Consider the following 14265-nt stretch of genomic DNA (forward strand, 5'->3'; position numbering starts at 1 on the left):
GCTCACGTCCTAAAAATCGTTATATATAAAGGTCCCAGTAAATGAATCTTTAAATCCATATAGGTAAAGTAGTGCAAGTAAAATTGATAAATAAAACGCAGTATAAAATAAAAACCTTAAAGTCTTTGAACGGAAAATATGGATTTTACCCATTTGTTTCCCCTTTCTTAATTTTTAGCTAGACGTATTATAACACCGAAAAATAGATGAAAAATTAACCAAACACCTTTTAAAATTACAAACAGATAATAAATTATTAAGGTTTAAGTAAATTTTTTCTAATTAAATTTTAAAGATTAATGGACAAGATTGTTAATACAATTAGGATAAGTAATTGAAGTGAATTTTTGTTCTTCGTTCCGATTTAAAAGTTTTAGATACAGTAGCTTTAAGATAGTATGTGATTGGAACTAAAAAATTGCACAATAAAATAGGGGTAAGGTAAAAATAATGGGGAAGAGGGAATATAGGGAAATCCTCTTAACCCTGCAAAATGGGAGAGCGGTATATGATGAAAAAAATTTATTTGTTCTTGATTCCTAGTTTCTTAGCTGTTTTAATTATGTCTCCTTTTTGTAGTTTTATCTTGAATAAAAACTCTTCGAAAGTGACAGTTTCGAATCACTCTTCGATGAATAAAGTTGATTTTACTAATGATCAAAATAAGAATAATGGAGAGATTGATCGCTACTTACAGCAAATTCATTTTAACGGAGTTGTTCTTGTAAGGAAGAATGAAGAAAATATCCTTAATAAAGGATACGGTTATCGAGATATCTCAAATCAGTTACCGAACAAACCAAATACCTATTACCCAGTTGGCTCAATTTCTAAATTTTTTGTTTCAACGTTGTTAATGCAATTAAAAGAAGAAGGCAAAATATCTTTTAATGATCCGATTTCAAAATACATACCGGACTTTCCAAATGGGTCAAAATTAACATTATTTCATTTAATTTCACATACTTCAGGGATTAAGAAACAAAAAGAGCAATTTAATCCAATTTCATCATCGAATCTGATAAAGAAAATAGTTAAATCAAATGTACATTATAAACCGTTGAACAAATGGGATTACAATGACACAAATTATATTTTACTTGCTTATGTTATTGAAAAAGTAACTGGAATTCCTTATGGAGAATATATAAAGACACATATTTTCGATAAAGCGAATATGACTGAAATTGGACAAGGTAATGATTTTTATAAAACAAGGAATCATGCTCTCGGTTATTTATTAATTCAATCTAAAAATGATCCGCAGCAATTACGAATCCCAAATTTTAATTATTTATTAGGCTGTGGAGATATTTATGCAACGGTTTCAGGAATGCAAAAAATGGACGAGGCACTTATTTCAAATAAACTAATTTTGAGTAAAAGTTTTACTCAATTTATTAATCCGTATCAAAACCATTATGCTTACGGATTTTATAATAAAGGCAAGTATTTATACAATCGTGGGGTAGTTCCAGGAATTAATTGTATGAATGTCTTCGATCCTGTTTCAAAAACATATGTAATTGTGTTTTCTAATAGTCAAAAGGTGAAACCAAACACTTATGAAATAGCAATGAACTTATTTAAACTAGTTAACAAAATGACTTGAGAACAGTCTGTTAATTGATTGTAAGTATTTAGACTCTCATAAAATATTTCATAAATAATTTAAAAGATACTCATACTATTTTTTGATAAAGAAAATAGGAGGAGTCTAGTGAAAAAGTTTCTATATTATTTCTTATTAATCATAATGACTAGCAGTATTAATTTGGGCTCTATTAAATTTGTTAATGCGGAAACTAAAGCTCGAATCAATGAAAACCCATTACCGCGTCATATTAAAATTACTGAACAAAAACTAAATGATGCACCGATTAAGTATCCACAAATAAGTGGAGCTTCTAATTCAACCGCACAACAAAAGATCAATGGTATTTTAAAACAAGGTGCTGATTTAGCGAATAGTAATCGTTTGAAGCTATTAGAAGACGAGAAAGAAGCTAAGGCAAAATGGGATGCTAGCCAAGGGCCGTGGAGACCTTATGAATATGTTTTTACTTATAAAATACTATACAATAATCTTGATAAATTAAGTGTTATTTATAATGAGTATTCATATACAGGTGGAGCACATGGGATGACAATGGGAACTACATTTAATTTTGACGTGAAAACAGGTGAAGTAGTTCCACTATCTAAGTTAATAAACGAAAATACAAAATCCGTACAAGAATATGCTTATCAGCAATTACAAAAGAAATATAAAGGATATGTATTAATAAAATCTCCTAACGAAATTGATTTAAGTGACAAAAATAGATTATGGGCATTTGACCATGCGGGCATTAAATTAATCTTTAAAGAATATGAAGTAGCTGCATATGCTGCTGGTATGCCTGAAGTCTTTATACCTGTGCAGGTTTATCAATAAAAAATTCGTTTTTCTCATGTTTTAAAATCGCATTTGAGAATATATACGAGGGATGAATTAATGTTTTTGTAATATAGTTAAGGGAGTAAATTTATTTAATTGAACAAAGCCTTTTTTCTTTAGAGTGTTGAAATATGTAAGGGTTATTGATGTTTTGAGGAACTATTAATGATTTTAGAAGTAAATGTATTTCAATAAATTTAATATATCAACAAACTATATTAATTGTTTTTTTGAAGTTAAAAATGTTCGATCTTACTTGAATTACAAACTGACTAATAAACCGTTATTTTACTCTAAGTAAAGGATATTAAATTAATCTTTTATCATAATCTTTTTTTGATGAACAAGATACAACTTTATTTAATTGGTCAAATTCCTTATTAGAAAGTTAAAAAGAACCTTCATTATAGTAAAAGGTTCTTTTTTTGATAATTTGATTAATGAAATCTAGTTTTTTCGTAAATAATGGAAGAGTCTGCATTAAAACATTTATTTGTTTTAACAATACAAGAATAATTTGAACAACTATATAAATATTGAATAATCTAAAATTGAGTATGTACGAAAAATAAAGTGTGTGCTAAAGGTCGTTAAAAACTAAAAGAAAAGAAGTTTACTAAAACAACTTAATCTTCAATCTGTTCTTTTAATAATAAAGCATATAGATCTTCAACCCGTTCGGACATAAATCTTTGTGAGTCTTCAACTCCCTTATTGTAAAACATAGGTCCAAGTTTTTGTGAAATAAAGTCTAATAGCAACATCGAACTTAATTCACTTAATTCTTCGTCTCTTTCTTGTAAGAAATATGTTTGTAGTTGAGTAATCGCAAATTTTTGTTGATCTGGTGAAAGCTTAGTTGTTTTAGACATTAAATTCCCCTCTTTTTTAGTTGTGATATTAGATATTTTATTTCCTATATATATAGTATCTCTATTTATTCTTTTTTTGTGAAAAAAAGTTACACGTAATAAAACTTTTTTGGTAAAATAGGGCACGGCTTGAAAATACTTTTTAATTGCTTTAAGATTAGAATGAGAATAAAATGAGAATGAACTTAAAATAGCCATTTTCTATTTTATAGAATTTTTATGTAATATTATGGAGGGTGTAAAATGGGAGCTTCTACATTAAAAATAAAAGACCTTCAAGTAGCAATTGAAGGAAAGCAAATTTTAAAAGGTGTAAACCTTGAAGTAAAAGGTGGAGAAATTCACGCAATCATGGGACCAAATGGTACAGGTAAATCAACTTTATCTTCTGCTATTATGGGTCATCCTAAATATGAAGTAATCGGTGGTAGTATCGAGCTTGATGGCAACGATGTTTTAGAAATGGAAGTTGATGAGCGAGCTCAAGCTGGTCTTTTCCTAGCTATGCAATACCCAAGTGAAATTAGTGGTGTAACAAACGCAGATTTCTTACGTTCTGCAATGAATGCACGTCGCGAAGAAGGCGATGAAATTTCATTAATGAAATTTATCCGTACATTAGATAAAAACATGGAATTCTTAGAAATGGATCCAGAAATGGCTCAACGTTACTTAAATGAAGGATTCTCAGGTGGAGAGAAAAAACGTAATGAGATTCTTCAAATGATGATGATCCAACCTAAAATTGCTATTCTTGACGAAATTGACTCAGGTTTAGATATCGATGCATTAAAAGTAGTTTCTAAAGGTGTTAACGAAATGCGTGGAGAAGAGTTTGGTTGCTTAATCATCACTCACTACCAACGCTTATTAAACTACATTACTCCTGACTTCGTTCACGTAATGATGCAAGGTCGTATTGTAAAATCAGGTGGTCCTGAATTAGCTGCACGTTTAGAAGCTGAAGGATATGACTGGATTAAACAAGAATTAGGTATCGAAGACGAGACTGTTGGGCAAGAAGCTTAATCGGATAGGAGGGATTCTCATGACAACTGGTACTACAATTCCATTTAGTCAAGAAACAGTTAAGCAGCTTTCTGCACTGCTAAATGAACCTGCATATTTCACAGAGTTCCGTTTAAATGCACTAGCAAAAGCTGAATCACTTTCTCTTCCAAAGCCAGATAAAACAAATATCTCTAAATGGGATTTCTTTGGAAAAGAATTTAATGTTACAACTGGAAATGTTCCTACAAAAGATCAATTACCAGAGTCAGTAACATCTTTAATAAATGAAGACACTGATCAATCAGTTTATGTACAATATAATGGATCTGCTGTATATCACTCTCTTTCTTCTGAAGCAAAAGAAAAAGGTGTAGTATTCGTAGATTTACACACGGCGATTAAAGATCACGAAGATCTTGTGAAAAAATATTTTATGACAGAGGCTGTAAAAGTCGATGAAAATAAATTAATCGCATTACATGCAGCATTAGTAAATGGTGGAGCTTTCTTATACATTCCTAAAAATGTAGTATTAGAAAAACCAATCCAATCTATTTTTGTTGTAGATGGCGAAAACGTACCTGCATATAACCACGTACTTGTTGTTGCAGATGCAAACAGTGAAGTTACTTATGTTGAAAACTATGTTTCTACATCTGCTGATTTAGATGCGGCTGTTGTAAACGTTATTACAGAAGTAATTACATTAGATAATGCAAAAGTTCGTTATGGTGCTGTTGATACGTTAGCAAAAGGTGTAACTGCTTATGTTGTTCGTCGTGGTCATGCTGGTCGCGATAGCAAAATTGAGTGGGCACTTGGTCTAATGAACGATGGAAACTCAGTTTTCGAAAATGTTACAAACCTAATTGGAGACGGCTCTTTCGGCGACATGAAAATGGTTACTGTAGGCCGTGGTGAGCAAACTCAAAACTTTACAACAAGCATTATTCACTTTGGTAAAGGATCTGAAGGTTGGATCTTAAAACATGGTGTATCAATAGATTCTGCTACTTCAATCTTTAATGGTATTGGGAAAATTGAACACGGCGCTTCTAAGTCTAATGCACAACAAACTTCACGTGTATTAATGCTTAGTGAAAAAGCTCGTGGAGATGCGAACCCAATTCTATTAATTGATGAAAATGATGTTATGGCAGGTCACGCTGCTTCAGTTGGTAAAGTAGATCCAACTCAGCTGTACTACTTAATGAGTCGCGGTATTCCGAAGAAAGAAGCAGAGCGCTTAGTTATTCACGGATTCTTAGCACCTGTAGTTTCGGAATTACCAATTGAAGAAGTTAAAAAAATGCTTGTTGATGTAATTGAGAGGAAGGTTAAGTAATGGATGTTAAAGCAATCCGTGAAGCCTTTCCGATATTAAATCAAGAAGTAAATGGACATCCTTTAGTATATCTGGATAGTGCTGCAACTTCACAAAAACCTGTTCAAGTAATAGAAGCTGTTGCTAACTACTATAAAGAATATAATTCTAACGTTCATAGAGGTGTACACACCCTAGGAACAAAAGCTACTGATGCATACGAGGGAGCTCGTGATAAAGTTCGTAAATTTATTAATGCATCATCAATTGAAGAAATTATTTTTACTAGAGGCACAACTACTGCAATTAATACAGTTGCTGCTAGCTACGGAAGAACGAACTTAAAAGCTGGAGATGAAATTGTGATTTCTTATATGGAACATCACAGTAATATTATTCCTTGGCAACAAGTTGCTAAAGCTACTGGCGCAACATTAAAATATTTACCATTAGAAGAAGATGGTTCAATCAGCGTTGAGCAAGCAAAAGCTACAATTAACTCAAATACAAAAATAGTTGCGATTATGTACGTTTCAAATGTACTTGGTTCAATTAACCCTGTTAAAGAGATTGCAGCAATTGCTCATCAAAATGGAGCAATCATGCTTGTTGATGGTGCACAAAGTACTCCACATATGAAGGTCGACGTTCAAGACTTAGATTGTGATTTTTACGCATTTTCAGGTCATAAAATGTGTGCTCCTACGGGTATTGGTGTACTTTATGGTAAAAAACATCTTCTTGAAAACATGGAACCTATTGAATTTGGTGGGGAAATGATTGATTTCGTTGACTTACAAGATTCTACTTGGAAAGAACTTCCATGGAAATTTGAAGGTGGAACTCCAATCATTGCTGGTGCAGTTGGTTTAGGCGCTGCTATTGATTTCTTAACTGAAATCGGTATGGATAATATCGAAAAGCATGAACATGAGATTGCGGATTATGCACTTGAACAGTTATCTACTGTAAAAGGAGTAACAATCTATGGTCCGAAGCATCGTGCAGGGCTAGTAACGTTTAATGTGGAAGATGTGCATCCACATGATGTTGCAACTGTATTAGATGTAGAAGGAATTGCTGTTCGAGCTGGCCATCACTGTGCTCAGCCATTAATGAGATGGTTAAAGGTATCTGCTACTGCTCGTGCAAGTTTTTATCTGTATAATACAAAAGAAGATGTAGATGCTTTTGTAAGAGGATTAGTTAAAACGAAGGAGTATTTCAGCGATGTCTATTAATCGAAACATTGATTTAGATGCTTTATATCGTCGCGTGATAATGGACCATTATAAAAACCCTCGTAACAAAGGGGTAGGGGCAATATCAGAAAACGATTTAACTGTAAACATGAATAACCCTACTTGTGGTGATCGCATTGAACTTCGTTTAAAAGTTGATGATGGAATTGTATCAGATGCTCGTTTTGACGGTGAAGGATGTTCGATTTCAATGGCGTCAGCTTCAATGATGACTCACGCAATTAAAGGTAAAAAAATAGAGGAAGCCCTACAGCTTGCTCAAATATTTTCAGATATGATGCTTGGAAAAGAATACGATGAATCAATCGATTTAGATGATATTGAAGCACTTCAAGGTGTTTCAAAGTTTCCAGCACGAATTAAATGTGCAACACTTGCATGGAAAGCGATGGAGAAGGGCTTAAAATCAGAATAACTTCTGAGCTTTAATCCTCCTCTTCTATTAGAAGGGAGCAAGATAAATGTCTACTAATTTGCCAGATATTAGTGATTATAAATATGGTTTTCATGATCGTGACGTATCGATTTTCCGTTCTGAACGTGGATTAACAAAAGAAATCGTTGAAGAAATTTCACGCATGAAAAATGAACCACAATGGATGTTAGATTTCCGTTTAAAATCTTTACAACATTTTTATGATATGCCAATGCCTCAATGGGGTGGAGACATGTCTGATTTACGCTTTGATGAAATTACTTATTATGTAAAGCCGTCAGAGAAAACAGAAAAGTCTTGGGATGAAGTACCTGAAGAAATCAAAAATACTTTTGATAAATTAGGTATTCCTGAAGCTGAACAAAAGTATTTAGCTGGTGTATCTGCACAGTATGAATCTGAGGTAGTTTACCACAGTATGAAACAAGATTTAACTGATCTTGGAATCTTATTTACTGATACAGATACTGCATTACGTGAACACGAAGACATCTTCAAAGAACACTTTGGTAAAGTAATTCCACCAACAGATAACAAATTCTCTGCATTAAACTCTGCAGTTTGGTCTGGTGGATCATTCATTTACGTACCAAAAGGTGTTAAAGTTGACACGCCATTACAAGCATATTTCCGTATTAACTCAGAAAATATGGGTCAATTTGAGCGTACATTAATTATTGCTGATGAAGGTGCACACGTACATTACGTTGAAGGATGTACAGCTCCTGTATATACAACAAACTCACTTCACTCTGCAGTAGTAGAAATCATCATTAAGAAGGATGCATACTGCCGATATACAACAATTCAGAACTGGGCGAATAACGTATTCAACCTAGTTACGAAACGTGCTGTTTGTGAAGCGAACGCAACAATGGAATGGATCGATGGAAACATTGGTTCAAAATTAACAATGAAATACCCAGCAGTTATCCTTAAAGGTGAAGGTGCTCGTGGCCTTACACTTTCTATTGCAATCGCTGGTAAAGGACAACACCAAGATGCTGGTGCTAAAATGATTCACTTAGCTCCAAATACTTCATCTACAATTGTTTCGAAATCTATTTCTAAACATGGTGGTAAAGTAACGTATCGTGGTATCGTACACTTCGGTCGTAAAGCAGCTGGATCACGTTCAAATATCGAGTGTGATACGTTAATTATGGATAATGCATCAACTTCTGATACAATTCCATACAACGAAATCTTAAACGACAATATTTCTCTTGAGCACGAAGCGAAAGTTTCGAAAGTATCTGAAGAGCAATTATTCTACTTAATGAGCCGTGGTATTTCTGAGCAAGAAGCTACAGAAATGATCGTAATGGGCTTCATTGAGCCATTTACAAAAGAATTACCAATGGAATACGCAGTTGAAATGAACCGTCTGATTAAATTCGAAATGGAAGGTTCAATTGGTTAATCCATTGAATAAAGATAAACCCTGTTGCCAATTGGTAACAGGGTTTTTTGAGGTTAAATTTTATATGAAATTTAAGAATAGGTATAGAACCTTTGGATGCATTAGTTTTTTTCATTGGTTCTTTTAGTCGTGTTAATAATTGAAAGAATCATGTCGAGTTCTGTTAAAAGTGATTGAAATGATAGTATATTATTAGCATTTTGACCTTAAAATAACACGCCTTAACACGATTGAGTAATACATTAATAATCTATATAATTCAAATTATATGAAAATTGAATGGAAAAAATTTCAATTAGAAACTACTAAGCTTCAAAAGAAGTAATTAGTAACCCCCATTTTCAAATTAAACCATTCAATTTTCTTCAACATTATTATGATCATTGAGGAGTGGTTTGAAAGGATGAAAAGGAAATTAAAAAAAGTTTCAACCGTTGCACTAGGAGTAAGTTTAGCTTCTAGTAGTTTACTAGCTTCATATTTGAGTACTTCTTCTAAAGTCCATGCAACAACGTCAACTCAACAAGTTATTATCAATAATTCCCAACAAGAAAATTCATCTGGTAGTTTGAATCAAACTGAGCAGTTACTTAATAATTTAACTCCTGAACAAAAGAAAGCCCTAGTAAATCTACAATCAATTAATGAAACAGGATTACATTTAGCGCCAAATATAGACAAAAATAGTTCAGAAGAAATTTCCGTCATTGTTGAATTTAAACAACCTACTTCAACAGCTGCAGTATTAGAAGCAGCAACTGAAGGGAAAGTTTTAGACGAAAAAGAAGCAGATAAACTAGTAGATGACTCACATGCCTCTTTTAAAAATGATTTAGCAAAAGTATTACCAGCAAAAGGAACTAAGAAGGCATCTACATACAAAGTAAATCGCACGTTTAAAACAACATTTAATGGTATTTCAATGAAACTTCCTGCAAATCAAGTTAAAAATTTATTAAAATCGGAAGCTGTTAAAGCTGTTTATAGCGATGTAGAAATAAAGGCAGAACCACCAGTTCAGGCTAAAGATATTGCTCCAGAACAAATGGGGTTAGGAATGGCTGATGAGCGCTCGTATTTACAAGTGGACAAGTTACATGCTGAAGGTCATACAGGTAAAGGAATTAAAGTAGGAATTTTAGATACTGGTATGGATTATAACCATCCGGATTTAAAAGCAGCCTTTAAAGGTGGATACGACTTTATTGATAATGATAATGATCCAATGGAAACGACATACGAAGATTGGAAGAAGTCAGGAAAGGCAGAAAAAAGCTCAAGTGGAACTACATATTATACTGAACACGGTACGCACGTTTCGGGTACGATTGGCGGTCGAGGTGAAAATAACAGTAAATATGCTACAACAGGTATTGCCCCGGGTGCTGATTTATATGCATATCGAGTATTAGGTCCATATGGATCAGGTCCGACTAATGGAATTATTGCTGCAATTGATAAAGCTACTGAGGATGGGATGGACGTTATTAATATGTCATTGGGCTCCGCTACAAATAATCCAATGGATCCTTTAAGTATAGCGGTAAATAATGCTGTATTAAATGGAGTAACGGCAGTTTTATCTGCAGGTAATTCTGGGGATGGAATGTATTCATTAGGTACACCGGGTGCTTCAGCATTAGCAATTACTGTAGGTGCAAGTGATGTACCAGTTTCCATAGCAAGCTATAAAGGGACACTAGACACAGTCACGGCAGATTTACGTGCAATTGCGTTAGGTTATAAAGATGATATCAAGAATCTGAAAGGAAAATCACTTCCTGTTGTATATGCTGGCATGGGTGCAACAGCTGATTTTGCAGGAATCGATGTAAAAGGTAAAATTGCTTTAATAAGCCGTGGGAAGGGTATTCCACTAGCTAATAAAATTACAGAAGCAAAAAATAATGGTGCAGCTGCTGTGCTTTTGTTTAATGATAATGCGGCAGAAGGTCATATTCCTGTCTATTTAGCAGAAGGTCAAAATTACATCCCAACGTTTTCATTAAGTAATGCAGACGGTCTAGCGTTAAAGTCAAAGGTAGATACTGGACAAAATAACTTTACTTTTGGAGAGATGAAGGAATTAAAATCACAAGGGGATAATTTGGCTTCGTTTAGTTCTCGAGGACCAAGTAGGACAAATTATGATATAAAACCAGAAGTCGTTGCACCAGGTGTGTCCATGATGTCAACTGTTCCTTCCGATGTGGTAAATGGTGATAAAGGGGACGACTATGAGTATGCTTATGCACGTTTATCGGGCACATCAATGGCAGCTCCTGTTGTTACTGGTATTTCTGCTCTTTTACTAGAAGAAAATCCTAATTTGCAACCGTCCGATGTTAAAAGTGTTTTAATGAATACTGCAGATTCATTAAGCAAACCATATAGTGTTTTTGAGCAAGGCGCAGGACGTGTCGATCCATATGAAGCGGTTCATTCAACTATAGAAATTACAGTTAAAGATAAAACAAATATGATTGAAAAAGGAGAAACGAAGGCAATTAATGAAGAAACTGGTGGCCTTAGCTTCGGTCGAGCAGTTTTAACAGGTGAAGACATTTCAGATTCACGTTCTGTCAAGATTAGTAACAACGGGGAAAAAGCTAAAACATTTGATGTGAAAGTACAATATCAAACAGATTTAAGAGGATCAAAAGACGCAGAGAAAAACGGAGTGAAGATTCTAACCGAAAATTCTATAAAAGTAAATGGTAATAGTAGTAAAAAACAATCCGTGTTTTTATCGATTCCAAAAACAGCAGAAACAGGTATCTATGAAGGGTATGTAATCTATACTAACAGGAATAACCCATCTGAAGTGTACCAAATACCGTTTGGTGTAACATATGAAGAAAACAAATTTGAAGCATTCGACATTTTAGGATCGCATGCAGTTGCTGCAAACGCCACTTTTGATCAAAGTATATTTTCAGTAAGCGGTTTTTTTGTAAACTTTAAATTAAAAGGACATGTTAAACGAATTGATTTCTTATATTTGGATCCAAAAACTAACAAAATCTTGGGACATTCAGGATATATTAGTGGAAATTCTTTAAATCCAAGTACAAATTATAATTCTGCAAACTTAGGCTTTAGTACACCATTTACAGGTGATCAAAGTAAGCCGTTTTCTTCTGATGCTGAATATATGTCATCTCAGTTTGATCATTTTTCAGAATTTGTTAAGCATGGAAACTATAAATTTAGGGCAATTGCAACGGACGATCAAGGGAATACATTTAGTTCTGACACTTACTTATTTGTAGATAATACGGCGCCAAAATTTAATATCACTTCTCTTCCTCATGGTGTTTACGAATATGAAGATGGACAAAAATCAGTATTAGTTTCGGGATCAATTGACGAAGAAAATATTAAAACGATGAATGAATATGGTTTTACTAGAGATCAATCTGCAAATAAAGTAGCGTTTTATTATAATAGAGATTTACTAAAACCAGACAAAACAGCAAATACTGCAAATGGTTTTGTTCCTTTAAATCCAGATGGTACGTTTAATGCGAATATGCCAATTGATGATACGGTGCCAATTCTTCCAGTTCGTTTCTTTGGTGTAGGTGTATCAAGTGCAGTTGATTATCCGAACGCACACGTAACCTATTTTGTAAAGAAAGGCACGCAATATGTAGATGCTAAGCCAGATCAGGTTAACCCAACGATGGGAGATACAGTTACTTATACACTAACAGCAAATAATGTAAAAAAAGTAAATGATCAAACATTTACTTTTGATTATTTAAATAAAAATTTTGAAATAGAAAATGTAACAGTACGTCCAGAATTACTGAAAAAAGCTAACGTACAGTCAGAACATAAAGAATTAACTAGTAATGGAGAACTGAATAAACATTCGATCCATCTAGCAATAAATAACACAGATGGTATAACTGGAACAACTCCAATGGTAGACGTTAAGGTAAAAGTAAAGAATGAAGATTATTATGAAGGGATTTTACAATTGCAAAATCTTGCTTCTACTTATGTGAATACAGATAAAGCGGAAATCTCTATTCCTAGTTTATCGGTGGAATCTTATGTGAAACCATCATTCTCACAATTAACATTTTCTCCAATTGCTGAAGGGTTACATTACACGTATGATGGAAGAAATTTACACATGAGGGATTATACAAATATAGGTGCGACTGCATTTGTTACTGATGCTAAAAACAAATTATACAATGGTTCTATCACTTCTTATCCTATAAATTCATCAGCTTACGGGACATACCTGTGGCCAAAAGCAACAATTAAATTGCCTGTCACAAATAAAGAAATGATGTTCACTATTCATGTTCCAGGGCATTTTAAATATAGCAGACCATTTACATTATTTAAACAAGCAGGCGATCAGTATCGTGGCGAATGGAACAATATTTATGGTGAAGTGCAATTAGAAGCCGGTGATGTGAACGGTGACCAAGTCGTTGACGTTATGGACGCAATTTATATGCAAACATATTGGGGTACGAATAAGCGTGCTGCAGATATTAATTTTGATGGCAATGTTGATCTGACAGACTTTGCATTTATTGAAAAAAATTACAAGTTAAAAAATCCGTCAATGACGAATGCTCCAAGTCCGAAATTAAAATATAATGGTTTGACATTAGAAAAAGTCAAAGCAGAGTTGGAGAAGATGGAATAAACGTTAACTTTATCATTTTTTAGGGACTTTTCTACTTAAAAGCATGGCAATCTTGCCATGTTTTTTTCTATTAGGAAAAATAAGCATGATTTTAATTTAGTTATCTTTTTTATGGTAAAATTTAACTTGAAAGGTCACGAGATGTTGTTATAGGAATTTATATTTTAGTGTGGGAGGAGTTTTTTTATGAATTTTAACCTTAAAGAAGCGATTGAAGTTTTAGAAAGAACACCCAAATCATTAGAGTCCCTTTTGTCAGGTTTATCTGAATCTTGGCTAAGTAGCAATGAAGGTGAAGGAACATGGAATGCTTCTGAAGTAATCGACCATCTAATTGAGTGTGAAAAAACAAATTGGATTCCAAGATTGAACAGCATACTTAACAAAGAAGGAAACAACCATTTCCCGCCATTCGATCGTTTTTCGCATTTAAATGAAAAACATGAAAAATCAGTAGAAGAAAGATTACTAGAATTCAAAAATTTAAGAGCAGAAAATATTACAAAATTACAATCATTGGTTGACCCTAATTTACACCTAGAATTAGAAGGGGTTCATCCAGATCTTGGAACAGTTAAATTAAGAGAATTACTATCTACTTTTGTCGTACATGATCTAACCCATATAGCTCAAATTACAAGAGTGATGGCAAAAAGATATAAAACTGACGTAGGACCTTGGATTGCAAATTTAAGTATATTAAAACAGTAGCCAGTGTTTATAAATGGTATTATTCATACTCGGGGAAATCCGAGTTTTTTTGTGTTAAACTATTATTTAAAATATAGAGAAGATAGATGTTTAGTGTATTTATAAAGGAGA

Annotated in this window: 11 protein-coding genes; 9 read left to right on the forward strand and 2 right to left on the reverse strand. The window is 33.3% G+C overall.

Annotated features, from left to right (window positions below):
- Positions 1–9 precede the first annotated feature (9 nt).
- Positions 10–153, reverse strand: a complete 144-nt coding sequence (dltX, locus tag ACFWM3_RS03865; RefSeq protein ID WP_082459405.1) for a teichoic acid D-Ala incorporation-associated protein DltX — start codon at positions 151–153, stop codon at positions 10–12.
- Positions 154–508: 355 nt separating this feature from the next.
- On the opposite strand from dltX, the gene ACFWM3_RS03870 reads away from it, so the two are divergent.
- Both ACFWM3_RS03870 and ACFWM3_RS03875 read left to right on the forward strand, forming a co-directional pair.
- Complete coding sequence (locus tag ACFWM3_RS03870) at positions 509–1612, forward strand: serine hydrolase domain-containing protein (protein WP_390310329.1); 1104 nt, start codon at positions 509–511, stop codon at positions 1610–1612.
- A gap of 108 nt (positions 1613–1720) precedes the next feature.
- Positions 1721–2437 (forward strand): DUF3298 and DUF4163 domain-containing protein, encoded by a 717-nt coding sequence (locus tag ACFWM3_RS03875; protein ID WP_390310331.1) that lies wholly within the window; start codon positions 1721–1723, stop codon positions 2435–2437.
- Positions 2438–3066: 629 nt separating this feature from the next.
- Here ACFWM3_RS03875 and ACFWM3_RS03880 read toward each other — a convergent pair.
- The gene (locus tag ACFWM3_RS03880) at positions 3067–3312 is read right to left on the reverse strand and encodes a DUF2164 family protein (RefSeq protein WP_056468762.1); all 246 of its coding nucleotides are present in this window, start codon (positions 3310–3312) and stop codon (positions 3067–3069) included.
- Positions 3313–3555: 243 nt separating this feature from the next.
- Here ACFWM3_RS03880 and sufC point away from each other — a divergent pair, with 243 nt between their 5' ends.
- From sufC to ACFWM3_RS03915, 7 genes are all read left to right on the forward strand, one after another.
- On the forward strand, positions 3556–4341 hold the full coding sequence (sufC, locus tag ACFWM3_RS03885; RefSeq protein WP_056468759.1) for a Fe-S cluster assembly ATPase SufC: 786 nt from the start codon (positions 3556–3558) through the stop codon (positions 4339–4341).
- Positions 4342–4360: 19 nt separating this feature from the next.
- Complete coding sequence (gene sufD / locus ACFWM3_RS03890) at positions 4361–5668, forward strand: Fe-S cluster assembly protein SufD (RefSeq protein ID WP_056468756.1); 1308 nt, start codon at positions 4361–4363, stop codon at positions 5666–5668.
- Positions 5668–6888 carry a cysteine desulfurase gene (locus tag ACFWM3_RS03895; protein ID WP_390310334.1) on the forward strand — a complete coding sequence of 407 codons (1221 nt, stop codon included), beginning with the start codon at positions 5668–5670 and terminating at the stop codon, positions 6886–6888. Before sufD ends, ACFWM3_RS03895 begins: the two co-directional genes overlap by 1 nt.
- Positions 6878–7324 (forward strand): Fe-S cluster assembly sulfur transfer protein SufU, encoded by a 447-nt coding sequence (gene sufU / locus ACFWM3_RS03900; RefSeq protein ID WP_390310336.1) that lies wholly within the window; start codon positions 6878–6880, stop codon positions 7322–7324. The genes ACFWM3_RS03895 and sufU overlap by 11 nt, the downstream gene beginning before the upstream one ends.
- Before the next feature lie 46 nt (positions 7325–7370).
- Positions 7371–8768 carry a Fe-S cluster assembly protein SufB gene (sufB, locus tag ACFWM3_RS03905; protein WP_172446139.1) on the forward strand — a complete coding sequence of 466 codons (1398 nt, stop codon included), beginning with the start codon at positions 7371–7373 and terminating at the stop codon, positions 8766–8768.
- Between the two features lie 403 nt (positions 8769–9171).
- Positions 9172–13443, forward strand: coding sequence for a S8 family serine peptidase (locus tag ACFWM3_RS03910; RefSeq protein ID WP_390310338.1), 4272 nt, complete (start codon positions 9172–9174; stop codon positions 13441–13443).
- A gap of 186 nt (positions 13444–13629) precedes the next feature.
- Positions 13630–14154, forward strand: coding sequence for a DinB family protein (locus ACFWM3_RS03915; RefSeq protein ID WP_056468744.1), 525 nt, complete (start codon positions 13630–13632; stop codon positions 14152–14154).
- Positions 14155–14265: the final 111 nt, after the last annotated feature.

Origin of the sequence: Gottfriedia sp. NPDC058432 (assembly GCF_042721555.1) — a bacterium.
GTDB lineage: Bacteria > Bacillota > Bacilli > Bacillales > Bacillaceae_G > Gottfriedia.